Genomic DNA, 22,601 nt, shown 5'->3' on the forward strand with positions numbered 1-22,601 from the left:
TAGACTGATTTGCGATTGCTGCCATTGGCGAAAAGTGTGCGGGCGATCGATCGGTTCAACTAGGCAGCGTGCAAGGCAGGCATCCGAGTACAGAGAAGTGAATCCGAGTCAGTACCATTGTACAATGGGGGAAAACCAGGGCTTCAGCTAATCGCTGATAGCTGATAGCTGATAGCTGATAGTTTCTCATGACTGACTCGATTTCTACTTCTCCTCTAGACTCAGCGGCCGATACAGCCGAACTCCGCTCTCAGTTGAGGTCTGGTTCGGAAAAAACTCAACTGCAACTGCTGCAACAACAAATAGCAGATTCCGGTTGGGATGTATTGATGGAATTTTTATTAGAGCGCAAGTCAGAGGCACCGACTGCGGTAATGGGTAAGGCTTACCAAATTCTTTACAGTGCTAATTCTCCGAGAGCGGCGGAGTTTTTGCAAGCGAATTTTCCCACTGGGGTTGTGCCGCTGCGATCGGACTCTAGCATTGATTACACTCCGCTGCAACAATTATTGGCGTTACAGGAATTTCAAGAAGCCGATCGCTTGACTTTAGACAAGCTTTGTGAATTGGCTGGTGATACAGCTTCCGTGAGAAAGTGGCTGTATTTTACGCAAGTTGAGAGCTTGCCGGTGGCGGATTTGCAAACAATTAATACGCTGTGGAAAGTTCATTCCGAAGGCAAATTTGGCTTTTCAGTCCAGCGGGAAATTTGGCTGAGTTCGGGCAAGAATTGGGATAAGTTGTGGCCGCTAATTGGCTGGAAAAAGGGGAATAATTGGACGCGCTACCCGCAAGAGTTTATCTGGGATTTGAGCGCGCCGAGAGGGCATTTGCCGCTGTCGAATCAGTTGCGAGGAGTGCAGCCGTTTGCAGCTTTGATGGCTCATCCTGCCTGGTTGAAATGAAAGGTTTGGGATTTTTTGGGGAACGTGGGGCGGCGCCGATGGCACGCCCCATAGTTTTGAGCGGGGAAATCGGGTTTTAAGATTTAACCGCAGAGGGCGCTCTTGGCACAGAGGTAGAGAAATGAAGAGAATAGGGGCGATCGTACTTCTAGGAAAGTTGGGAAATTTTGTATAATTGATATTTGAATTAATTAGCGAGAGGGCTGGGAGTCATGGTAGGCATCGGAACCAAACTCACTTTAGCAGAATTTCTAGCTTTGCCTCACGGAGATATATATTGTGAGTTTGTAGATGGTGAAGCAGTTCCTAAAGTGTCTCCAAAATTTTTTCATTCCAGTTTACAGGGAGCTTTGTGTCGCCTGATTCGTGTATGGTGTAAAGGACGCGGGCGAGTGCTTCCAGAATGGGCAATTTTGTTAAAACGTCAGGATAAAGATTGGGTACCTGTTCCCGATTTGACCTACATTTCTTATGAACGTCTGCCGAAAAGTTGGCGGCGAAATGAAGCTTGTCCCGCAATTCCTGAACTGGCGATCGAGATTATATCGCCGGATCAAAGTATGAAGGAATTTGAAGAGAAGGCGAAAGATTATTTGGTGGCGGGTGTGACGCGAGTTTGGGTAATCGATCCAGAAGCTATTTTAATTAAAAGTTTTTTACCCGATGGTTCGAGTCAAGTTTATACGGATAATACACCGATTGTGGATGAGTTGCTGCCTGGTTTGGAGTTGACGACTAGACAGATTTTTGAAGAAGCGGAATTGATTGATTGATTGAGGGCGATCGTACTCTGTGCAAGATATCAGTCGTAGGGTGCGTGACAACGGGAAAACTTTAACTCGTGGCGGTGGGACTATTGACTGTCACGCACCGCACGCGGGCAAAGCATTGAATAATACGCTGTCACCGGAAACGATATCACTTAAACTTCCAGACGGATTTTGACTGTTTTGCCAAAAGCTTTTCTGAAGGCTGATTCAACATCGGGAAGTTTTTGTATTGCCATTAGCAAAAGGGGTGTTGAGGAAACTTTAATTCTTGCTTCTCTATCATTGAAAGCAATCAGTTTTCCGTGCTGTCGCATCAGTTCTTTAGTGCTGCGTGCTGATATGTGAAGCAGCACAGTTTTCCATGTCAGACCTAGCATACTTTGAATTGCTTCTTCCATTTGGCTGAGTGGATCTATTTTCTGAGGCGTTAGAGGTAGTTCTAGTTGAATGGGGAAGTTCGGTGATTGTCGATTATTGAGACTTGTCATAATGAAAGTTTCCTCTGTGGCTTGACTTTTTAAGCATGACAGCTAGGAATCTCATATATTGGTAGTGAGACAAATCTCATTTTTATGAGAAACGCCTAATATGGATGCCAAAACTGTCAGAAAAATTTTCGATACACTACCTCCCAAGCGCAAGCAGGTACTCCTGAGAGTGTTAGCGGGTGAGAGTAAGGCAAAAATTGCCCTTGATATTTGTGATGGGAGCGAAGATGCAGTACAGCAGAATTTGAGACAGCTTTATAAGGACTTTCAGCTTCGAGATGAAAGAGAACGCAAACTACCAGGGTTAATTTCTCTGTTTGCCAAGTCAATGCCTGAGTTGATAGGTGCTGGTAATTCTCAAGGGATTAACGAATCGCAGCCATCAGTCTATGATGATGAGATTTGGGTAGGTGGTGAGGAACCGAAGAGCGCAAACCCAAGCACCAGTCTCGATCGGGCGACCGTGCAGAGGTTGGAAGGCGGGCGGGCAATTCGGCAAGATAACTTTGTTGCACTTTATAAGGCTGTCGGGATAGAAAACAGGGAAGAAATAGTTGATAAGAACCGAACTCAGGCTTCATACATGGAGTTTTCGGTCTATAAACACGATGACTGGGTAGGTCGGGAGACACTAATTGATGAATTGAGCAATAAGGTGCGCGGGTCTTGTCGCGTCTTACTTCTAGTTGGCATTACAGGTATCGGTAAAACTGCTTTGGCGGAACGGCTAGTACAGGAATTGCGAGGAGATTGGACGGAACACAAGGAGAATTTTGAAGATGAGAATAAAGCTTCAGACTTTGCCAGTGTCGCGCTGCAATGGCTGGAAAAGTGGGGGGAAATTGTCCCAAAGGACGATCGCAAACCAGAGCAATTGTTACGGCGCTTAGTCAAACACTTGCGCGAAAATCGCTATTTAATCCTCATAGATTCTATTGAGTACCTACTAACAGGAAATGAAGATGATGGATGGGGTGATTTTGCTGATGAGTGGTGGGGTAAGTTTTTTGTAATCTTATTGGCAGAACCATCCTGTGAAAGTCGATTTATTCTTACTTCTCAGGATTTGCCAACTAAGTTTGAGACAGCAGAATGCGATCGCTACAAAAATCTCTGGCATTGCCAACTTTTGAAAGGATTAGAGATACCGGAGCAAATAGCGTTATTTCAAAAATCTGAACTGGATGGCGATTTTGAATTACCATATACTCCCCTGCGAGTAATGGGGGAGGTTTATGACGGGCATCCTTTGGCTTTGCGGACAATTGCCGGAGAAATTAAGGGTTCTTATGGTGGGAAAGTTAGAGCTTACTGGAAAGATAACAGTCGTTACATTGAAGAGGTAAAAGAGGCTATTGACGAAGCTCGTAACCAAGGAATAGTTAAAGGCGATCGGGATAGGTGGCAGTTAGCATCATACACGAAAGTCTTGCGAAGAAAAGTTAAGGAACGGATTGATAATACATTGGAACGGTTAAAAAATGATGTTTATGATGCCTATCTTTTGCTTTGTATGGCTTCGATCTATAGATGCGAAGTCAAAGAAACTTGGTGGCTGATTAATTTAGAGGACGAGGGTTATAGTGAGGAACAGCAAAAGGCAGCAATGCAAACTCTGCGCGAGCGGTATTTAGTTGAATATGGAGGAATTGATGATGAAGATAATAGGCTGGTGGGACAACATAATTTGATTCGCAGTGTGGCGATCGCTCACCGATTAATCCTTCCATAAAAATGAAAAACTCGGACAAATTTACTATGCAAAATAACCCGCTCCCATCTGGTGAGTTGATTTTGGAAAGCTTAGGTATCCATCCTCATAATCTCCCGGCTCAATTTCCAACTCGCGAGCAGCGGCTTCAGTACAGAGCAGTTGTACAGTGGCTAACTGATTATAAACCGAAGTCAGATGCTTCCAATCTTGAGAAAGTCCGGGGATACTTGGAAGCATTTCACCATCTCTGCGAACTGAAAAACTGGGAAAGAGCTAGCAAAATCATTGAGATTAACCTTGATATACCTAATAATACAGAATTACACAATCCGCTAATAACTTGGGGCTACTATCGTGAAGTAATTGATTTATACAGTAGACTATTGGGAAACTTAGACCCAGCCAGTGAGGCTGTTTGCTTCTTTGGTCTGGGTCAGGTATATCATTACTTAGGAAACTATGACCAAGCTATTTCTTATTATAAGGAAAGTTTATCCAGAATGTTGAAGATAGGCTATAGTTTAGGTGTTGGAAAAGTTATTGGCAGTATGGGGAACTCTTACCTTGCTATAAAAGAGTACGAGCTAGCGATTAGTTGCTATGAAGAATGTTGGGTTATTTCTAAAGAAACAAATAATCAAGAAAATATGGGAGTAACATTGGGCAATATAGGGACTATATACTTCGCCCTAGAAATATACCACACAGCCATTGATTATGCTGAGCAACATTTCACAATTGCAGAAAAAATAGGCGATTTAGTAGGCATAGGGATAGCACTAACTAATTGGGGAAATGCGCTATTTAAACTTGGTCATCATCTAGAAGCTGAGAAAAAGTTTTTGAGAGCAAGCGAAATTTTTAAACAAAATAGCGATCGTCGCTCTGAGGCTCTAATTTTTTACAATTGGGCGAGCTTCCAAGCGGATTTAGGCAACATCCCTCTAGCTATTGAGTATTGCGATCGCGCCCTCTCCATCGCCACCGAATTAGGCATCCCGCTAGCAAAAGAGTGTCAGGAACGGAAGGAACAATTACTGAGTAAACATAACCTGTGAGGTATCGGTATCTAAAAGGTGTAACGTATCTGTAGTAAGCGCTTGATGAGCAACGCTTTTTCACTTCCCTTAAAACAAAGTGATAATTGCCGTATTAGGAGTCTCACTTAAAGCTGCGATCGCACCATAGTTTTCTCTTAGCATTCTCTCTATATCCCCTGTTGAACAATTTCCGCGACGTATCCAAATTACCTTTGGGGGAAATCCCAACAATAGACTCAATTCACTAAAATCCGCATCCTTGGTAACAATAATATAGTCATGCTGACGAGCATAATCCCAAACCTCGCGATCTGGTATAGTAGCTAATCCAATCCCATCAACATGAACTGAACCAGGGTAGATATCTGCGAGGCGATCGACAAGACGAGGAGAGAGATTTTGGTCAAACAAAAGTAGCCTCATGACCCAACGACTAACATAAACTGTTCGCGTTTAGCGGCGAAACTCAAGCAAGCCAAAATATCCTGTTGGGTGAGATAGGGAAAATCATCTAGAATTTCTTGATAAGTCATCCCAGAAGCAAGATATTCCAGCACGTCATAGACTGTAATTCTCATGCCTCGAATACAAGGTTTACCACCTCGTTTACCCGGTTCGATCGTAATTATATTAGCGATATCTTGGTCTGACATGGCTCTCTTCTGTAGTTTCTGTTTTTAATTCTAACCTAGGAAGCTGATTTTCACGATCGCACGCCCTACTCAAAGACATTCATTAAGTTGTTTCATATCCCCTTGCGGCTGCACTTGCTTGTGCAAACTAATTTTGTCGCCCACTTCATACCCCGAATAAAAACCCGCCGCGCTGCTGACTTGAGAATCTGTTCTCGTTCTAATTTTAACCCCTCGGCCCTCTAGATAATCCGCGATCGCCTGTTGATTTTTCTCAAACATCGATCGCACTACAATCGCTGGAGTCGCCGCCGTATCCCCCGAACCCGCAATCCCTGACTTTTCCATCTCCTGTTTTTGTTCCAACAATCTTTGCCTCAACCTCGTCGCGCATCCAACTCTAAAAGCATTCAAATACGCCAATCCCCTCCCATTTCCTTTGCGGTACTTCGCTCTTTTTTCAATCGCGGAACTCAAATATTCGTACAGATGTTTGCAAACAATCAGGTTGGTAGAAGTTCCCACCAAAAACATACTGCCATTATAAGTGTTTCGCATGGCAGTGCAACCGTTAGCGTCCGCAATTCCCGAAAGCAGCATCATTTTCCAAGTGACAAATTTCGATGTTGTTTCAACTGAGTTTTCGTCAATCTCTTCTTGGTGATTTGGCCCTAAATCGGCGAGGCTGAGATTGTACTGTGCCAGTAAAAGAGAAGCTTTTTCGGCCGCAGCAGTCGATTCGTTTTCATTTGATGAGGTGGCGAGGGCTAAAAGCTTTTTGATTCTTTCGACAATACTTGTGTCTGGCATTTTTCAATCGATTTTAGGGTGAGACTACGCGGTGGCAAGGATTTGGGTGAATTCCTATTTTAGTATAGCTGGGAATGTGCGATGTTTTTTGAGGAGGATTTTTTTGAACCGCAGAGGGCGCAGAGGGCGCAGAGAGAGAGAAAGAAAGAAGTTTGCAACTGATGCGCGGATTGGTTATTATTCGAGGATTTCTAGGACGGATTTGGGCAACAATTTATCTTTAAACCAGACTACTTTTGCCGGCACGTCATTTACATTTACCCCAGCATTCTCCAAATTCAGCCGTTCGGAAATAGCTAAAATCAAGTTATCGCATTCAGACTTCTGTACTTGTGCAAATTTCTTTTGCAAATACTCCGGCCGCCAATAGCCAACTATTTCTAATAAAAATACTCGCCCGTCGGGATGCACTAACCGAAAGTCGGGAATCATCACACTACCTGGAATCGGAATTAAATCCACTTCTCGCTCTAGTTGCCACTCGGTTTTTGTGGAATTCCATCTCTCAGCAAATGCGGCTTCTAACATACTATCATAAGGCTTGCCTGGGGGATAGTGGCTGACTAAACCGCAGTCGGAATTTAGGGTAAATTTACCTGTTTTCAAAACGCCGCTAAAAGGGTCTTTTGTGTGCAGTGTCGAGTGCATACTCCATTTGGTGACGTGCAGCAGTGCCGGCAGCATTTTCGCCAGGGCTAAGCCGTAGCGGGTGCTGGGTTTGAACAAGCTTGTAGGGCCGTCTATTGTCAGTGTAAAACCGTGGTCTGCATCGCCTTCGATGTAAGTCATTAATTGAAATAGTTTCAGATAGCGAAATAATAGTTTGTATTCTCCCGGATCGTTGCGGTGGGCGGTTAATTGAACTTGACTCGCTCGGTAAAATATGCCTTGAACTTGAGAAAGATTGTATTTGTGAAGCAAGTTTTCTGGAGTTGGTGCATTAAACTCAGTGAGGATTTTGTTTTCGTTTAAATCGGCGTATAAACCTGTAGTGATTTCGCGAGGAAAAACTTCTCTGTTTAACTCTTGGCTGAGTTCACTTGCTACTTTTTCCAGGGTTAATTGGGTGGATTGAGGGCTGGGAGTCGATCGCGCGGACAATGCAAAAACCCGCTGTCTCAACTCTGACGGTTCTAGGGGACTGATGACTTCCAAGGTGCAGAAACCGCTTTTCAGGAGGTGCGCTAATCCCCGTTTCAGCCGATAATCGGGGCTGTCGCCTTCTAATTCTAGCAAGCGTCCGTCGAGTTCGCCTTGGGTTTTGCCGATCGACTCTTGGAAGCAGTCGATCGTTTCCTTAGCTGCTTCTAAGTTTTTAGCATCTATCTTGAGGCGGAGAGGAATGATTGATTCCCCGTTTTGGCGGTGACTTAATAAATCAGTGGGTAACATAAGCCGTGAAAAGTTTTACTCAATTTTGTGTTCAACAATTACCATAACTCCCCTGAGTTTTCCATCTTCTGTCAAGCTTTGGGTAGTCCGAATTCGCCGATCTGAACTGACGAGATTGATGGTTTCAACAGCCCTCAGAATGCCAGTTGCCTTGTCCCATATTTGAAAAATTATCAAATTATCTCCAACTTCTGTCGCTAGTGTCTTGTAGTTGGCAAAAACCGAGTCGGGACTTTCAATTTGCACTTGCCCTTCACCGACAACATGACCCACAAAATTTTGGGTTTCACTCTTGCCATTGGCATAAGTTTGAACGTTAGTTTGCCTCCACTCGTTGTCAACAATTTTCTGGGTTAACACGGCTGTAAAACGCAGGGTTTCCTTGCAGTCTGCATCGAGTATTGTCCAGTCTCCCTCCCATACTCCAGTATGTTTGGGAAAGACTTTAAAGTTAGTTAGTTGTGCAGTTTCGCTCATTTTTAGGTAAGGTAAATTAGTTAATATTGAGATTATACACTAATTGGGCAATCTTCAAGATTCTTGGGAATCATCATTTTTTTCTCCCCATTTGGCGGGTAATTCTGCTGCTTTTTTGGTTATCTCTCGGTTGACTCCGTAAATGGGTGTCGGTTTGACAGTTTCTAATTTCTGATATTCAGGCTTTGGCGGTTCTATTTGTGTTTTTACTTGGGGTTTGTGAGGCTGCATTCCTCCTCGGCGGCGTTGGGATGTTCTTTCTTCGCTGGTGTCTTCGGTGACGACTTCGTAGAGAATTGCTAACTTATTTACATCGCTGCTTTTGCGGAGAACTCTACCCAATCGCTGGATGTATTCGCGTTCGCTGCCGGTGCCTGACAATATGATAGCAATTCTGGCGTCGGGAACGTCCACTCCTTCGTTGAGGACGTGGGAGGCGACGAGGGTTTTGTATTCGCCGCTGCGAAAGCGTTCGAGGATTTCGTGGCGTTCTTTGACTGGGGTTTGGTGGGTAATTGTGGGGATGAGAAATTCTTGGGAAATTCGGTAAACTGTGGCGTTGTCTCCGGTGAAAATTAGGGTGCGCTGGGGAGAGTGTTCTGCTAGTATGTTGGCTAAAATTCGCAGTTTGCCTTCGGTACAAAGGGCGATTTCTTTGGCTTGGCGGTGGGCTAGCATGGCGCGCCGTCCTAGGGGCGATCGCGCGCTTGCCATGATAAACTGTTTCCAACCATCCAGGCTGGATATTTTGATGTTAGACTGTTTTAAGAAGTCGTTGCGAATGTTGATTAATTCGGCGTAGCGATCGCCCTCTTCTTTTGACAGTTTTACCATGATTTGAACTATTTTATGATCGGCTAAAGCATCGCCTGCCAAATCTTCGGGTCTTTTGCTAAATACTGTCGGGCCGATGAGAAAATGTAAATCGCTGTGGCGGCCGTCGGTGCGATCGGGTGTAGCTGTCAGTCCGAGTCGAAAAGGCGCGATCGCATATTCGGAAATTACTCGATAAAAGTCCGTTGGCAAATGGTGGCATTCGTCAAAAACCAGCAAACCGTATTTATTGCCCAAGGTTTCTGCATGAATACTTGCACTGTCGTAGGTTGCCACTAAAATTGGCGTTTTGTCCCGCGAACCTCCGCCCAACAATCCGATTTCGATGTCGGGAAAAGCTGCCTTTAAATTAGCATACCACTGGTGCATTAAATCGAGAGTTGGTACTACAATTAATGTACTGCGACCAGTGACTTGCATGGCTAATTGTGCCAGATAAGTTTTGCCGGAAGCAGTGGGGAGGACAACTACTCCTTGGCTGCCGGCTTGCTGCCAAGCTACCAGGGCTTGTTCTTGATGTGGGTAAGGCTGCATTTCCACACTGGGTACGAGTTCGAGTAATTCGTATGCCCTAGCTTCGTCGGTGAAGTGAATGCACTCGGCTTGGAGGCATTCTACCAGCGGGCGGTAGTGAATTGCTCGAATGCGGTATTTTTCCACGCGATCGTCCCATGTCGCAAAGTCCACCCAGTCTCTGCCTTTGGGCGGCGGGTGCAGCAGCAGCGTTCCGCGATCGAATGTTAAGGTAGGTATCCGTGGCATTTGTTTAGATAGGGGGGCGAGTTATGCCTGTTAAATTATAAGTGACCGATCAAATATATTGACAGCATACTCTCGATCGGCTATTATTTAATCATATCTATTAAACCCTAATGTATTTTAAACTTAAATAGGGTTAACTTAAAATTAAGTAGTAATCCTTTCAGGATTTTTCAAGCTCAATATTTCTTTCTTTTCTCCTTCTATACACCATCAGGGGTTCCTCTACAAAAAATCTCGTTCACACATCAAATAGGATGACCCTAGTATTTTTTGTACCCGAAAAAAATGCCCAAAGGTCAACAATGTCAAAAAAATGTAGTAGCTACTTGAGTCATTGCTTCTGAATAGGCAAAAGGACTTAGGTAGTGACTAAAAAATGCTTGGTATTGATTAGATATTTTCCGCAAGGGTTCTCGTTCAATTATCATCGGAATAATATGTTTGATTTTATCGAATACAAAAAAAGATTTTTACAAGCGACTAAGGACTGGAATAACGAGAAGTGGAATAATTTTGATGACAATCCATTCCTGCTGTCGGCCCCAATGCTTCAAGATTGTCACGTTAAGAATTGTCGTTTTGTTGAAAGTCGATTAAAAATATTGGAATATCTGCCTAAAAATAGTGTGGTGGCTGAGGTGGGAACTCAATACGGGCGCTTTGCGGAAAAAATTATGGCTATTGCCCAGCCCAAAAAGCTGCATTTGATCGATTATAATTTTGATTTATTCAAAGCAGAAATCAGCAAAAAACAAAAAAGTCTAGTTCAAGAAGGGATAGAAAATGGAACTGTAGAGATTCATGAAGGGGATTCTTCGACAATTTTAAAGAGCTTTCATGACGAATATTTTGACTGGATATATATCGATGCCGACCACGAATATCAAGGTGTATGCAAAGATATTCAGCAAGGTTATACTAAGGTTAAAGCCGAAGGAATAATGGTGTTTAACGATTACACGAATTGGTCGGTATGCGAGGTGATGCCTTACGGTGTGGCGAAAGCAGTCAATGAGTTTTGTATTGCGAATAACTGGGAAATGGTATTTTTTGCCTTTCAGTCCCTAGGCTATCACGATGTTGCAATCAGAAAAAATACTGGGGAAACAGCAATGCGAATTCCGTTGGAGGAAGCCAATTCGGAATTGCAGAATTACCAATATCAAATTCAACAGCTACAGTTACAGTTGGAAAAAGCTAAAAAGACGATCGACTTGATGGAAAACGATCCATTTGGGAAATTGCGATCGATCTGGGGGAAAATCCAACAAAAATTATCCTAGCCCAGCCGGATTGCCAAAGCTAAAATCTACAAGAGTATTGTCCCGCTGGGGATGGTTTTTAAGTTAGATTCGATCTACATATGCCTGAGATTAGAGGTTATAGATGGAAATAGGCGTCCCCAAGGAAATCAAGGATTTGGAGTTTCGAGTCGGGCTTAGCCCCACAAGTGTCCGGGCTTGTTCGGACAAAGGCCACACAGTTTTTGTAGAAACGAATGCTGGTGCTGGGGCCGGTTTCGCGGACGAGGACTATGTTCAAGCAGGGGCTAAGATTGTCTTCAAGGCTTCAGATGTCTGGAAGCGCGAACTAATTGTTAAAGTTAAGGAACCGCTGCCTGCTGAGTATCCGCTGATGCAAAAAGAGCAGTTGCTGTTTACATACTTGCACTTGGCTGCCGATCGCACATTAACCCAGCATTTAATCAGCAGCGGAGTCCAGGCCATCGCCTACGAAACCGTCGAACTCCCGGACAGAAAATTGCCGCTGCTGACGCCGATGAGCATTATTGCAGGCCGTTTGGCCGTGCAGTTCGGAGCTCGGTTTCTGGAACGACAGCAAGGTGGCAGAGGAGTGCTTTTGGGTGGTGTACCGGGGGTAAGACCGGGTAAAGTTGTGATTTTGGGCGGCGGGATTGTCGGCACAGAAGCAGCCAGAATTGCTGTAGGAATGGGCGCTAGAGTGCAGATTTTAGAAGTAAATGTCGATCGCTTAGCCTACTTGGAAACTCTGTTCGGTTCCCGAGTAGAATACCTCTACAGCAGTCCTTTGCAAATTGAAGCAGTTGTTCCCGATGCTGATTTGTTAATCGGTGCGGTTTTGGTTCCGGGGAAAAAAGCTCCGGTGCTAGTTTCTCGCGAATTTGTTGCGAATATGCACCCCGGTTCTGTGATTGTTGACGTAGCCGTTGACCAAGGCGGCTGCGTGGAAACTTTGCGGGTAACTTCTCACACAAATCCTACTTATGTTGAGGAAGAAGTCGTGCATTACGGCGTGCCTAATATGCCCGGTGCCGTGCCTTGGACTGCGACTCAAGCTTTGAATAACAGCACTTTGCCTTATGTTTTGCAGTTGGCAAATAACGGGATTAAAGCTTTGGAAATAAATCCGAGTTTGGGGAAGGGATTGAACGTGCAGAACCACCGATTGGTGCATCCGGCCGTGCGCGAGGTTTTCCCCGATTTTGCCGATTAGATTCCCACTTTTTTTAAGTAAGCTGTCCCGCATCTAAATTGTATTTTGGTGCGGGTAGGAGCAACAGTTCAGGGGGTGAAAACCCCGTCTTGACCCGTAACTAACAAAGGTTAGACCGATTTATGGTAGTAAAAAAAGATGGGGTCAATTGGCTCTCCTGAGTTTATGGTGTAAAATGTACCTAATAATACATCCCACATTCCGCAGATATTCTATATGATTTAATTTTAAAAAAAATCAGAATTGTCAAAACCTCAAATGATTGCTATGCAATCATTTGAGGTTTTTTTAAGGTATAATAATTAGTGCAATTAGAGCAACCCTTAAAACCATGAAAAAGCCCTCGGAAGCTATAAATATCGTAAATTTAGACCCTGCAGGGAATAGTAGCGGGGATAATAGACGAAATGGAATTAGTAGAAGAAGTCAACAAAAAAATTGGAATAAGAACTAAAGAAACTCTCAGCCCAGGACAAGTAATGAAAGCAATGATTTTGAACGGATTGGGATTTTTGAGCGCCCCAATCTACCTATTTGACAGTTTTTTTCTGGGAAAAGCAACAGAACATCTAATTGGAGAAGGAGTAACACCAGAACAATTTGCCGGATGACAGAATCGGGAGAGCATTAGACAAATATCATCAAGCTGGAACGACAAAATTATTCACAGCAATTGCCATGAAAGTGGCTCTAAAGTTTCAAGTTTCAATGAAAAGCGTTCACTTAGACAGCAGTTCAATATCAGTAGAAGGAGCATACAAAAACTGTCAGGGAAATAGCCAGGAAGTTGAGACAGAATCTGAAGACACAGAATCTTCCATGAAAACCATAAAAATCGTTCACGGCTATTCAAGAGATCAAAGACCAGACCTCAAACAATTTATGATTGACACAATCGTAACTGGAGATGGAGACGTGCCATTGTATCTCAAAATAGATGACGGAAACGCCGATGATAAAAGTGTCTTTGTTGCGAGATTGAAAGAATTTAAAAAACAATGGACATTTGACGGAATCTGTGTAGCAGACAGTGCCTTATACACAGCAGAAAATTTGTCAGCAATGGCAGGAATGAAATGGATAACCAGAGTGCCATTAAGCATACAAGAAGCTCAAGATAAAATCTGCAATATTGAAGATAGTGACTGGGAAAAATCTCAAATAAAAGGCTATAAAATAGCAACTAGAACCAGTGAGTATGCCAAGAGCAAGCAAAGATGGCTGGTAATAGAAAGTGAAATCAGAAAGCAAGCAGATCTTAAAAAAATAATTAAGCAAGTAGAGAAACAGTCAGAATCAGCAAAAGCTAGACTGCATAAACTGTCTAAACAAAACTTTGCTTGTATTGCCGATGCAGAAATTGCAATAAAAAAGTTATCAGACTCATGGAAGTATCACCAAATAACAGAAATTAAATCTCAAGAAAAGCCAGTTAAAACAACAAAAAAAAAGCTCAAAAATTCGAGCGAGACACAAACAATAGTCTATCAAGTGACGGGTGAAATAGAACCCCTAAATTCAGCAATCGAAGCGGAAAAAGTCAAAGCTGGGAGATTTATATTAGCCACAAACATCTTAGACACTAAAGCAGTGAGTAATTTAGAGGTATTATCGGAATACAAAGCGCAGCAAAGTAATGAGAGAGGATTTAGATTTATCAAAGATCCTTTATTTTTTACTTCGAGTGTATTCGTGAAAAAGCCGGAGCGAGTTGAAGCAATCGGAATGATAATGGGACTGTGTTTGTTGGTATATAACCTGGCGCAAAAGAAATTGAGACAACAATTATCAGCTACCAACGATCGAGTTAAAAATCAGGTAAAGAAATTGACTGATAAGCCGACAATACGGTGGATATTTCAGATGTTCCAGGCGGTACATTTAGTGACTATAAATGGAGCGAAGCAGGTCAGTAATTTAACCGAGGAGCGTCAAGATATCTTGCGGTATTTAGGAGAGTATTGCTGTCAATACTATTTAATGTTTTCGAGTGAATAACGATTGAGTTCGAGGTGTAGATATTTGTAAATAATTTTCATTAATTAGTCAAGATAATTTGCTCTTGGCATAAGTTGCCTTGCTTTAAAAAAATGATTGACCGCGATAAAAAGCAATGTGAATATGTGAGAAAAAGTCAATGATTTCAAATTACTTAATTTAGCTAAATTCAACAACCTTCTGTAACGCTAACACTGCATTATTTCAGCCCAAAATGGTTTGGCTTCCAAGTTTTCACAACTGATAAAAAAATCCGACCCACATCTGCGGAATGTGAGTTCGATGCGGTGCCGCATTCCGGCAACAGAATCGTCAGCTAAACCGACGACGGTTTGGACAATTACGGCTGTTTCTCGCGTGGGATATTCAACTGAAATTTGGTCGCTTTTTCTGCCTTCAGATTCTGTGTCGCTGCTAAAGAGTTTTGCTGCGATATCTTTGGGGTTGGAGACGGTAATTTGGCGATCGCCCAGGAACTGTTTGACGTTAATTGATTCGTAGTTCGATCGGGCGGCGGGCTGCCCCATTGCTGCGATGGGAATTTGGATGCAGGCGAAAACAGCTAGGAAAAAGAGCGATCGCTTGACAATTGATTGGTTCATGAGGCTTCAGAGTGTGCCAGAAACTTTTGTCTGCGAGATACAAAAGCCGCCAAATCTGCCTCGGTGAATTGAGTTTGCTGCCATGAGGGACGGGCAAGCAGGCGATCGCACCAAGCTTGAATTTTAGGATAGCCGTCTAGGGGAACATCAACCCAAGATAGCAAGGGCACGACGGTGCCGGCAACGCACTCGGCAAACGTGACACTGTTGCTAGCGAAAAAAGGGCGATCGTCCAGCAAGCCTTCAAAGAATTTCAACACAGTATCGACTTTTTCCTTAGCCTTTGCGATTTCCTGCGGTTGGGGAGTTCCCCAGCCCATTTTTTCACTGCTTAGCGGGTTAAGTCCCGGCAGAAGTTCGTTAACCGTGACCAGTTCTACCATCCTCACAACTGCCAAATCTTTCGGATCTTTCGGCAGCATTGTCGGTTCGGGATACTTCGTTTCTAGATAGTCAAGAATTGCCATAGACTCGACGACAGTGAAGTCATCATCGACCAAAACAGGGATGCGGTGAAAAGGATTGATTGCGACAAACTCAGGCTGCAAGTGATCGCCGTCCAAGTGGATTTCTACCAATTCAAAGTCGAGGTTTTTTTCTAAGAGGGCGATCCAGACGCGGCGGGAGTTTGGGGAAATTGGGGTGTGGTAAAGTTTCATAAATGGTGGGGGTGGTTATTGAGAGGTAATAAAAGCCACATTTTGATTATGCACTTAGGCGGATCAGTTTTTGCTGCCTTCTCTCAAAGTTATTCGAGAGCTTGATATGAAATTGCTCTGATATGTTCACATGCCTCCTCTGCTGTCATCGCTTCGATAGTTTCCCACTCGGCAAAAGTCTCTTCCAGGGCTTCAGATAGTGCTTGTTCATAAGCGATATCTTCCCGTTCAGTAGTATTCTGATCTAAAGTTGTCGTCATGTCTGCTAGTAGAAGCTCTAAAAATTTAATATCGTTGCCTAGATCGGCAGCCTCATCCTCATCTACCTCTTCAATTACCTGCAAACGTTCTTGATAGCCATTGATTTGATGTTCAATGGCTTCTATAATAAACCTTAAATCTTTAAATGATAGATTCATGTTAGCTTACTATCCTATAAATCACCTCTACAGGTAGTATGAGGGGTCGATTTCAGAGTCATCGTCAGAGGTACGTTCGGCACGAATCTCGTCCATAATTTCCTGAAAATCTGGATCGTCTTTAAACACACCCGCAAATTGCATCCAGGTGGGTTCTGAAGCCTGAATCGGTACTTCCCAGGAAATAGCTTCAATATGCTTAAGTCGTTCTAAAAATGTGGTTTGAAGTTGGGTAATTGCTTCTTCCCTAGTTGCTGCTTCAACTCGACAGTGCGGAAACTCGAAAACAGAAGCAGAAACCTGTCCTGATGATAGGGTTTCTAACAGGAGTGTCACTTTTAATTGGCTAGAGGGTTGGGATTGCAATACATTTAAGCTTGTTACCATGTTTAAATCACGATTTTTAAGTGCTGTCTTGATTGTATCGCAGAAAAAAAATCCCTCACTATTTCAGGCAAGGGGCGATCGCTGTGAACCCAAAGTCACACTAAATCCCGATGGATGAATGTTGGGTTTTATCCCCCAACGCAGCATACGGAAAAGCAGCAATGCCTTCGGCGGGATTCCCCAACGCACTACAGCGTCCAATCTTCGATTAAAAGTCCGGGAACTTGCCCAAAGTCTCGTTTGTTGCGAGTGATCGCCGTAGCACCGATAGACAAGGCAATGGCAGCGATCCGCATATCTTTTTCCAGGCGATTTTTTCGCAAGGGCGGGTTATCTTTTAACAGTTTCTTGAGACAAGTATCAGCTTCCGGTGTAAAGTCCAGTACCTCAATAGTTTGGAGATATTTTACAGTTGTCCAAAGTTTAGAATAGAGTCCAGGTAAGTTATGCACTAGGGACGGATCGTTAATCCTGCCAACCCAGCCATTGAAAAGTTCTTGAACCGTAACAATAGTGACGGAAATCTCATGTTTTGCTGCGTTGGCGATAACTTGAGGACTATTCTGGAGAATGAGTGAAACGTGATCGGTATCCAGAATACATTTTTTAGAGGGGGAAACGGTTTTTTGCGGCATTTTCAATCCTCTGCAAGAGAAAGAAATTAACTGTTAACGCAGGATTAGGTTTTTGGGTATAACCTCGCTCGCGTTTGATTACAGAGGGACGGGGACCTTATACAGAGGGACGGGGGCTTTATAGATTGAGCGTTTAGTTAATTTCGCTTGAGAGTTAAAGTTATGCCTATGCTAAAAACCGTTACCAAAATAACAGGGCGGGCCCTAAAGCCCGCCCCATCAAACGATCGACTATCGATTAATTAGTAATCGAAGTCGCCGCCGCCCATGCCGCCGCCAGCGCCAGCAGCAGCAGCGCCATCCTTCGGTTCAGGCTTGTCAACGACGATGCACTCGGTTGTCAGCACCATGCCAGCAATAGATGCTGCATTTTGCAGAGCCGAACGAGTCACCTTCGCAGGGTCAACGATACCAGCTTCAAACATATCGACAAACTCATTTGTCGCTGCGTTGAAACCGACGTTGAACGGCTTTTCTTTGACGCGCTCAGCAATCACAGCGCCATTCAAACCAGCATTTTCAGCAATCCGCTTCAGAGGAGCAGCCAGAGCCCGTGCCACAATCAATGCACCGGTCAATTCTTCGCCCTTCAGGCTGCTGTTAGCCCACTCTTCCAATTGAGGAGTCAGGTGAGCCAAAGTTGTACCGCCACCGGGGACAATTCCTTCTTCTACAGCAGCTTTGGTAGCGTTGATCGCATCTTCCAAACGCAGTTTGCGATCCTTCATTTCTGTTTCGGTAGCCGCGCCGACTTTGATGACTGCGACGCCGCCAGCCAATTTGGCCAAACGTTCTTGCAGCTTCTCTTTGTCGTAGGAAGACTCGGTTTCGTCCATTTGACGGCGAATTTGTTCGCAGCGGGACTTGACGGCGGCTTCGTTACCTTCGGCAACAATTGTGGTGCTGTCTTTGGTGATGGTGATGCGGCGGGCTTTGCCGATCATGTCGAGCTTGGTGTTTTCCAGTTTCAAACCGGCGTCTTCGGTGATTAGTTGACCGCCGGTCAATACGGCGATATCTTCTAACATGGCTTTGCGCCGATCGCCAAAACCGGGTGCTTTAACAGCAGTCACGTTCAACACACCGCGCAGTTTGTTGACAACGAGGGTAGCTAGAGCTTCTTTCTCAATGTCTTCTGCAATGATCAACAGCGGGCGGCCAGAACGAGCTACTTGTTCGAGCACGGGTACTAAATCTTGTACCAAAGCGATTTTCTTGTCTGTCAGCAAGATGAAGGGTTCTTCGAGAATCGCTTCCATCCGTTCGGTGTCGGTGACGAAGTAGGGAGAAATGTAGCCTTTGTCGAAGCGCATCCCTTCGGTGATTTCCAATTCGGTGGTCATAGACTTCCCTTCTTCCAGGGAAATCACGCCTTCCTTGCCCACCTTGTCCATTGCGTTGGCAATCATTTGACCGACTTCATCGTCGTTACCAGCAGAGATGGAGCCGACTTGAGCGATGGCTTTGGAATCTTCTACTTGTTTGGCGTGTTCGGCAATTTTTTCTACCAAAAACGTCGTTGCTTTGTCAACACCGCGCTTGAGGGCGATCGCATTTGCGCCGGCTGCTACGTTCCGCAGACCTTCTTTGACCATGGCGTGAGCCAAAACGGTAGCTGTTGTGGTGCCGTCGCCTGCTGCGTCGTTGGTTTTGGAAGCTGCTTGACGGATCAGGGCAACGCCTGTATTTTCTACGTGGTCTTCTAGTTCGATTTCTTTGGCGATGGTAACACCGTCATTGACGATCTGAGGAGCTCCGAATTTCTTTTCGAGAACCACGTTACGGCCTTTGGGGCCGAGGGTTACGGCCACTGCTTCGGCCAAAATGTCCATACCGCGTTCGAGGGCGCGACGTGCATTTTCGTTGTAGATGATACGCTTAGCCATAGTTTTTGGGGATGAGAGGGTTTGAGATTTTGGATTGGGGATGATGGGTTTTAGTCATTTGTCCCGTGTCATTAGTTGTTTGGCGGCGTTGGCTTTAAACTAATGACTGATGACTAAGGACTGATGACTAATGATTAATTAGTTAACGATCGCCAGAATGTCTTTTTCTGCCAGCAAGACGTATTCGTCGGTGCCGAGTTTGATGTCGGTGCCGGCGTATTTCGAGTAGAGAACTTTGTCGCCGACTTTGACTTCCATTTCAGTGCGGCTGCCGTCGTCGTTGCGCTTGCCGGGGCCCACGGCCGCGACTTCGCCTACTTGGGGCTTTTCCTTAGCTGTGTCGGGCAGAAGGATGCCGCCGGCGGTTTTTTCTTCGCTAGCGCTTACTTTCACGAACACGCGCTCGCCTAACGGTTTAACGGTAGAAACACTCAGTGATACTGCTGCCATAAATATATCTCCAGATTACAGATTGTCGTCAGTCAGTTGTCAGGGGTCACAATGAAAGCAACAGCGGACTACTTACAACTGACATATTAGCACTCTCGACTCATGAGTGCTAATTTAGCTTTTGTCAGGGGCGATCGCAACTTACTTGTCAGTACGGGTTCCCGAACCGACAATGAGTAGGAGGGAAGCAGAGGGGGAGAGAGGGGGAGAGAGGGAGAGAGAGGGAGAGGGGAAGAGAGGGAGAAGGGGAAAGAGCCATTCGCGAAAAAGCCCGGATTTCGACTTGTTAGGCGTTTAAAACTTGCCTCTTGCTTGCCCTCAATTTCTGAATTGTAAAAAACCTAGCCTTGAGACGGGAGGCAGGGGGGCTGTGGTGATGACTTTCGATCGCTAACCAATTACTGTTGACGAATGAATAAAATGCTTGAACCTAACGATGAATCTTGCAGCCAAGGCTTGAGCGCTTGCGTCCAAAGCCTTGGCATCGCTCAAATCGAGCGGCATATTTTTATCTGTGCCGACCAAACCGTGCCCAAGTGCTGTTCGCGGCAAACCAGTCTGGAGGCGTGGAATTACTTAAAAAAACGCTTGCAAGAATTGGGGTTGGACAAGCCAAGTGCCACTCGACCAACCTGTGTCTTTCGCACGAAAGCCAATTGCCTGCGAGTGTGCGCGTCTGGCCCGATTATGGTAGTCTATCCAGACGGAGTGTGGTATCGCGACGTTACTCCCGCCGTCATTGAGAGAATTATTCAGGAACATCTCCTAAACTCAAAGGTCGTTCAAGAATACGCTTTCTTGACTCATCCTTTGCCTGTGCCTGCACAGGCCCAGCCAGACATTTAAGTGTAGCGCTGTTGAAAGCACAGGGTTATAGGTAAAGTGTTAAATTTAAGGTTAAGGGTGAGAATTTGAGACAGTTTGGCGTCCGGGCGATCGCACCTGCTACAGCTCAATAAAACTGTAGTTAGGTTCTTGTCTTCCTTGTGCGGTTTCCCGTGTTCCTTGTGTTTCTCAAAAGGTACAGTAAAAAAAATCGATCGGAGCAACTGTGAAATTTTGTGCAAAAATTTCTCAGTGGCAGACACTAAGCAGGTTGCCAAACTACACTAGAAACAGTTAAATACGTAAGTAGGGAGTCTGCTTAAATTTCTCTATATCAGAAGTATCATTTAAAACCGGGGCATTAACCTGAAATTGAACCGATCGAGATTAAAGATATTTAACTTGCGCTCTGTTAGGGAATCTCCAATCAATCAAGGTCGATCTTGACAGGGCGATCGTCGATTACAGGTTTGGGCTGCGTTCCAGGTCGCAAGACACTCGCAAACAGCCATCGATTATAGGTTGGGAAGCGGTAATACCCGCCCCGCTTTCCCTCACCGCCATCCCTTCAGCCGATCGTCGTCCTCCACTCCCAGCCGGGTGGCGGGGGACTGACCGAAAAAACAGAAGTGAAAACAAGGAAGTGTGCGGGATACTTTAGCGGGAATAAACATGACAAAGGACAATAATTCAGGAGAACAAAAACGGCTGATGCTGGTTGACGACGACCCCAATTTGATCTTGCTGGTCAAGGACTACTTAGAGTTTCGGGGTTACAACGTCATTACAGCAGAAAACGGCAGAGACGCTCTGGAAAAACTAGAACAAGAAGTTCCCGACTTGATGATCTGCGACGTGATGATGCCGGAAATGGACGGCTACACTTTAGTCAAACACATCAGAGAAGACCCTCGCACGAGCTGGATTCCGGTTCTTTTCTTGTCCGCAAAAGGTCAAAGTTCAGACCGAGTAAAAGGCTTGAGCACTGGGGCTGACGTTTATATAGTCAAGCCTTTTGAACCAGAAGAACTGGTAGCCCAAGTGGAATCTTCTCTGAAAGCAGCATCCCGCTTGATTCGCCACTCAAATCCCGGTATGGAGAGCGGCCCAAAAATTAAGGCGCGCCGCAATGTCGAATTGACTCCCACTGAGTTAAAGGTGGTACAGTTGCTGGCGCAGGGTATGGCAAACCGCCAGATCGCAGACGTGATGAATGTCAGCCAGCGGACGATCGAAAGCCACGTCAGCAATATGCTCGGCAAAACAGGTCTGCACAACCGGACAGAGTTAGCACGCTGGGCTCTTGAAAGCAAAAAGGCTTGAGCGGAGGTAGTCTGCGCTATGAAATCAGGGGAGCAAAATCTACTGCTATGCGCTTCGGTATGTCTGCTTGGCGGTAGGGCCCGCGAGGCGGTAGTTTGAAGGCGCCATTAACCTTGACACGGCAGCCGGTATTGAGTTACTAGGCGTATAGTTTGTGAAGATCCCTCGCTCAAATGCAAGGAGGGTTAAAAGAACCCTCTGGCGGTAGAGCCGAAAATATGAAATACTGGGGAGATGGAGTTTTCTGAAGTCTAATCTATTGCCTCAGTTAGCTCCATGTTGCTAAAATGTGATATTTAGATTAACTTCTTTCTACAATTATTAGGTCTAAGTTTCTATGACAAACTTAATGAACCGCCTTTCTATTTTTGTGGACGGGAACAATATGTTCTACGCTCAACAAAAGAACGGTTGGTTTTTTGATCCTCGCAGGGTGCTCGAATATTTCAAAACTTCGCAGCCGAATGTCATGTTGATTAATGCTTTCTGGTATACGGGGCTGAAAGACCCCCAAGATCAAAGGGGATTTCGAGATGCTTTGATCAGTCTAGGTTACACGGTTCGCACTAAAATTCTCAAGGAATATTACGACGATGCTTCGGGCAGATATTCTCAAAAGGCTAATTTAGACATAGAGATTGTGGTTGATATGTTTAATACCGTGGATCAATACGACCAAGTTGTGCTGTTTAGCGGGGATGGCGATTTTGAGCGGGCGATCGAGCTGCTCCGCTCGAAAAATACTCATATTACTGTGGTATCAACCGAAGGAATGATTGCTAGAGAGTTACGAAATGCTACAGATAGGTATATAGACCTAAATGAAATTAGGGAACATATCGAGAAGATGGATTATTAGTCAGTAGTTAGTAGTTATTAGTCATTAGTCAGTAGTTAGTAGTTATTAGTCATTAGTCAGTAGTTATTAGTCATTAGTTATGGGTTATGGGTTATGGGTTATTAATTATTCGTTATTGGCGCGAAACACGGGACTGGTGCCCCCGCCCAAAAACGCATACTTGCTTTCCGATAGGAGCCGCCAGTAGCCCAAAAATTTAGACTAAGGTTTAAGTTCCCAGATTCATCTGTGGAGTAAATCTAAAATCTAAAATCTAAAA

Annotated in this window: 23 protein-coding genes and 1 pseudogene; 10 read left to right on the forward strand and 14 right to left on the reverse strand. The window is 44.7% G+C overall.

Annotation, left to right across the window (positions count from 1 at the left end; genetic code table 11):
* Positions 1-188 precede the first annotated feature (188 nt).
* On the forward strand, positions 189-905 hold the full coding sequence (locus OSC7112_RS02920) for a GUN4 domain-containing protein (RefSeq protein ID WP_015174492.1): 717 nt from the start codon (positions 189-191) through the stop codon (positions 903-905).
* Between the two features lie 212 nt (positions 906-1,117).
* Complete coding sequence (locus OSC7112_RS02925; RefSeq protein ID WP_015174493.1) at positions 1,118-1,678, forward strand: Uma2 family endonuclease; 561 nt, start codon at positions 1,118-1,120, stop codon at positions 1,676-1,678.
* A 149-nt stretch (positions 1,679-1,827) separates the two neighbouring features.
* Here the strand turns inward: OSC7112_RS02925 and OSC7112_RS02930 are convergent, their stop codons facing one another.
* Positions 1,828-2,163 (reverse strand): hypothetical protein, encoded by a 336-nt coding sequence (locus tag OSC7112_RS02930; protein ID WP_150111478.1) that lies wholly within the window; start codon positions 2,161-2,163, stop codon positions 1,828-1,830.
* Positions 2,164-2,263: 100 nt separating this feature from the next.
* Between OSC7112_RS02930 and OSC7112_RS02935 the strand changes: the two genes are divergently transcribed.
* Positions 2,264-3,895 carry an ATP-binding protein gene (locus tag OSC7112_RS02935; protein ID WP_015174494.1) on the forward strand — a complete coding sequence of 544 codons (1,632 nt, stop codon included), beginning with the start codon at positions 2,264-2,266 and terminating at the stop codon, positions 3,893-3,895.
* A gap of 26 nt (positions 3,896-3,921) precedes the next feature.
* The gene (locus OSC7112_RS02940; protein ID WP_015174495.1) at positions 3,922-4,935 is read left to right on the forward strand and encodes a tetratricopeptide repeat protein; all 1,014 of its coding nucleotides are present in this window, start codon (positions 3,922-3,924) and stop codon (positions 4,933-4,935) included.
* 69 nt (positions 4,936-5,004) lie between these two features.
* On the opposite strand, the gene OSC7112_RS02945 is transcribed toward OSC7112_RS02940, so the two are convergent.
* The 6 genes from OSC7112_RS02945 to OSC7112_RS02970 form a co-directional block, all read right to left on the reverse strand.
* On the reverse strand, positions 5,005-5,340 hold the full coding sequence (locus OSC7112_RS02945; protein ID WP_015174496.1) for a DUF5615 family PIN-like protein: 336 nt from the start codon (positions 5,338-5,340) through the stop codon (positions 5,005-5,007).
* Positions 5,337-5,570 (reverse strand): DUF433 domain-containing protein, encoded by a 234-nt coding sequence (locus OSC7112_RS02950; protein ID WP_015174497.1) that lies wholly within the window; start codon positions 5,568-5,570, stop codon positions 5,337-5,339. Before OSC7112_RS02950 ends, OSC7112_RS02945 begins: the two co-directional genes overlap by 4 nt.
* Before the next feature lie 69 nt (positions 5,571-5,639).
* On the reverse strand, positions 5,640-6,359 hold the full coding sequence (locus OSC7112_RS02955; protein WP_015174498.1) for a DUF2786 domain-containing protein: 720 nt from the start codon (positions 6,357-6,359) through the stop codon (positions 5,640-5,642).
* A gap of 177 nt (positions 6,360-6,536) precedes the next feature.
* On the reverse strand, positions 6,537-7,751 hold the full coding sequence (locus OSC7112_RS02960; RefSeq protein WP_015174499.1) for a DUF790 family protein: 1,215 nt from the start codon (positions 7,749-7,751) through the stop codon (positions 6,537-6,539).
* A 15-nt stretch (positions 7,752-7,766) separates the two neighbouring features.
* Entirely contained in the window at positions 7,767-8,228 is a 462-nt protein-coding gene (locus tag OSC7112_RS02965) for a DUF3598 family protein (RefSeq protein WP_015174500.1), read from the reverse strand.
* Between the two features lie 54 nt (positions 8,229-8,282).
* Positions 8,283-9,824: a DEAD/DEAH box helicase family protein gene (locus tag OSC7112_RS02970; protein ID WP_015174501.1), complete on the reverse strand. Its 1,542-nt coding sequence runs from the start codon at positions 9,822-9,824 to the stop codon at positions 8,283-8,285.
* A 437-nt stretch (positions 9,825-10,261) separates the two neighbouring features.
* Here OSC7112_RS02970 and OSC7112_RS02975 point away from each other — a divergent pair, with 437 nt between their 5' ends.
* From OSC7112_RS02975 to OSC7112_RS02985, 3 genes and pseudogenes are all read left to right on the forward strand, one after another.
* Positions 10,262-11,107, forward strand: a complete 846-nt coding sequence (locus tag OSC7112_RS02975) for a class I SAM-dependent methyltransferase (protein ID WP_015174503.1) — start codon at positions 10,262-10,264, stop codon at positions 11,105-11,107.
* A 103-nt stretch (positions 11,108-11,210) separates the two neighbouring features.
* Positions 11,211-12,299 (forward strand): alanine dehydrogenase, encoded by a 1,089-nt coding sequence (gene ald / locus OSC7112_RS02980; RefSeq protein ID WP_015174504.1) that lies wholly within the window; start codon positions 11,211-11,213, stop codon positions 12,297-12,299.
* 331 nt (positions 12,300-12,630) lie between these two features.
* Positions 12,631-14,297 (forward strand): annotated as a pseudogene (locus OSC7112_RS02985) (IS1634 family transposase).
* A 188-nt stretch (positions 14,298-14,485) separates the two neighbouring features.
* Here the strand turns inward: OSC7112_RS02985 and OSC7112_RS02990 are convergent.
* The 7 genes from OSC7112_RS02990 to groES form a co-directional block, all read right to left on the reverse strand.
* On the reverse strand, positions 14,486-14,899 hold the full coding sequence (locus OSC7112_RS02990; RefSeq protein WP_015174505.1) for a hypothetical protein: 414 nt from the start codon (positions 14,897-14,899) through the stop codon (positions 14,486-14,488).
* Positions 14,896-15,558, reverse strand: coding sequence for a glutathione S-transferase family protein (locus OSC7112_RS02995; protein WP_015174506.1), 663 nt, complete (start codon positions 15,556-15,558; stop codon positions 14,896-14,898). Before OSC7112_RS02995 ends, OSC7112_RS02990 begins: the two co-directional genes overlap by 4 nt.
* 89 nt (positions 15,559-15,647) lie before the next feature.
* The gene (locus OSC7112_RS03000) at positions 15,648-15,977 is read right to left on the reverse strand and encodes a hypothetical protein (protein ID WP_015174507.1); all 330 of its coding nucleotides are present in this window, start codon (positions 15,975-15,977) and stop codon (positions 15,648-15,650) included.
* Positions 15,978-16,004: 27 nt separating this feature from the next.
* Entirely contained in the window at positions 16,005-16,364 is a 360-nt protein-coding gene (locus OSC7112_RS03005; protein ID WP_015174508.1) for a hypothetical protein, read from the reverse strand.
* A gap of 188 nt (positions 16,365-16,552) precedes the next feature.
* Positions 16,553-16,999, reverse strand: coding sequence for a type II toxin-antitoxin system VapC family toxin (locus tag OSC7112_RS03010; protein WP_015174509.1), 447 nt, complete (start codon positions 16,997-16,999; stop codon positions 16,553-16,555).
* Between the two features lie 242 nt (positions 17,000-17,241).
* Positions 17,242-18,885 (reverse strand): chaperonin GroEL, encoded by a 1,644-nt coding sequence (gene groL / locus OSC7112_RS03015; RefSeq protein WP_015174510.1) that lies wholly within the window; start codon positions 18,883-18,885, stop codon positions 17,242-17,244.
* Positions 18,886-19,023: 138 nt separating this feature from the next.
* Positions 19,024-19,335 (reverse strand): co-chaperone GroES, encoded by a 312-nt coding sequence (groES, locus tag OSC7112_RS03020; RefSeq protein ID WP_006633072.1) that lies wholly within the window; start codon positions 19,333-19,335, stop codon positions 19,024-19,026.
* 420 nt (positions 19,336-19,755) lie between these two features.
* On the opposite strand from groES, the gene OSC7112_RS03025 reads away from it, so the two are divergent.
* From OSC7112_RS03025 to OSC7112_RS03040, 3 genes are all read left to right on the forward strand, one after another.
* The gene (locus tag OSC7112_RS03025) at positions 19,756-20,181 is read left to right on the forward strand and encodes a (2Fe-2S) ferredoxin domain-containing protein (protein ID WP_015174511.1); all 426 of its coding nucleotides are present in this window, start codon (positions 19,756-19,758) and stop codon (positions 20,179-20,181) included.
* Positions 20,182-20,832: 651 nt separating this feature from the next.
* Positions 20,833-21,483 (forward strand): response regulator transcription factor, encoded by a 651-nt coding sequence (locus OSC7112_RS03035; protein ID WP_015174512.1) that lies wholly within the window; start codon positions 20,833-20,835, stop codon positions 21,481-21,483.
* A gap of 337 nt (positions 21,484-21,820) precedes the next feature.
* Positions 21,821-22,342 carry a LabA-like NYN domain-containing protein gene (locus tag OSC7112_RS03040; protein WP_015174513.1) on the forward strand — a complete coding sequence of 174 codons (522 nt, stop codon included), beginning with the start codon at positions 21,821-21,823 and terminating at the stop codon, positions 22,340-22,342.
* Positions 22,343-22,601: the final 259 nt, after the last annotated feature.

Source organism: Oscillatoria nigro-viridis PCC 7112, assembly GCF_000317475.1.
GTDB lineage: Bacteria > Cyanobacteriota > Cyanobacteriia > Cyanobacteriales > Microcoleaceae > Microcoleus > Microcoleus nigroviridis.

Bases quoted from the DNA above. Each gene is read 5' to 3' on its own strand.
- OSC7112_RS02935 (WP_015174494.1), top strand. From the start codon at position 2,264: ATGGATGCCAAAACTGTCAGAAAAATTTTCGATACACTACCTCCCAAG.
- OSC7112_RS02995 (WP_015174506.1), bottom strand. From the start codon at position 15,558: ATGAAACTTTACCACACCCCAATTTCCCCAAACTCCCGCCGCGTCTGG.
- OSC7112_RS02955 (WP_015174498.1), bottom strand. From the start codon at position 6,359: ATGCCAGACACAAGTATTGTCGAAAGAATCAAAAAGCTTTTAGCCCTC.
- OSC7112_RS02965 (WP_015174500.1), bottom strand. From the start codon at position 8,228: ATGAGCGAAACTGCACAACTAACTAACTTTAAAGTCTTTCCCAAACAT.
- OSC7112_RS02945 (WP_015174496.1), bottom strand. From the start codon at position 5,340: ATGAGGCTACTTTTGTTTGACCAAAATCTCTCTCCTCGTCTTGTCGAT.
- groL (WP_015174510.1), bottom strand. From the start codon at position 18,885: ATGGCTAAGCGTATCATCTACAACGAAAATGCACGTCGCGCCCTCGAA.
- OSC7112_RS02940 (WP_015174495.1), top strand. From the start codon at position 3,922: ATGCAAAATAACCCGCTCCCATCTGGTGAGTTGATTTTGGAAAGCTTA.
- ald (WP_015174504.1), top strand. From the start codon at position 11,211: ATGGAAATAGGCGTCCCCAAGGAAATCAAGGATTTGGAGTTTCGAGTC.
- OSC7112_RS02950 (WP_015174497.1), bottom strand. From the start codon at position 5,570: ATGTCAGACCAAGATATCGCTAATATAATTACGATCGAACCGGGTAAA.
- OSC7112_RS02990 (WP_015174505.1), bottom strand. From the start codon at position 14,899: ATGAACCAATCAATTGTCAAGCGATCGCTCTTTTTCCTAGCTGTTTTC.
- groES (WP_006633072.1), bottom strand. From the start codon at position 19,335: ATGGCAGCAGTATCACTGAGTGTTTCTACCGTTAAACCGTTAGGCGAG.
- OSC7112_RS02975 (WP_015174503.1), top strand. From the start codon at position 10,262: ATGTTTGATTTTATCGAATACAAAAAAAGATTTTTACAAGCGACTAAG.
- OSC7112_RS02920 (WP_015174492.1), top strand. From the start codon at position 189: ATGACTGACTCGATTTCTACTTCTCCTCTAGACTCAGCGGCCGATACA.
- OSC7112_RS02970 (WP_015174501.1), bottom strand. From the start codon at position 9,824: ATGCCACGGATACCTACCTTAACATTCGATCGCGGAACGCTGCTGCTG.
- OSC7112_RS03040 (WP_015174513.1), top strand. From the start codon at position 21,821: ATGACAAACTTAATGAACCGCCTTTCTATTTTTGTGGACGGGAACAAT.
- OSC7112_RS03000 (WP_015174507.1), bottom strand. From the start codon at position 15,977: ATGAATCTATCATTTAAAGATTTAAGGTTTATTATAGAAGCCATTGAA.
- OSC7112_RS02925 (WP_015174493.1), top strand. From the start codon at position 1,118: ATGGTAGGCATCGGAACCAAACTCACTTTAGCAGAATTTCTAGCTTTG.
- OSC7112_RS03025 (WP_015174511.1), top strand. From the start codon at position 19,756: ATGCTTGAACCTAACGATGAATCTTGCAGCCAAGGCTTGAGCGCTTGC.
- OSC7112_RS03035 (WP_015174512.1), top strand. From the start codon at position 20,833: ATGACAAAGGACAATAATTCAGGAGAACAAAAACGGCTGATGCTGGTT.
- OSC7112_RS03010 (WP_015174509.1), bottom strand. From the start codon at position 16,999: ATGCCGCAAAAAACCGTTTCCCCCTCTAAAAAATGTATTCTGGATACC.
- OSC7112_RS02930 (WP_150111478.1), bottom strand. From the start codon at position 2,163: ATGACAAGTCTCAATAATCGACAATCACCGAACTTCCCCATTCAACTA.
- OSC7112_RS02960 (WP_015174499.1), bottom strand. From the start codon at position 7,751: ATGTTACCCACTGATTTATTAAGTCACCGCCAAAACGGGGAATCAATC.
- OSC7112_RS03005 (WP_015174508.1), bottom strand. From the start codon at position 16,364: ATGGTAACAAGCTTAAATGTATTGCAATCCCAACCCTCTAGCCAATTA.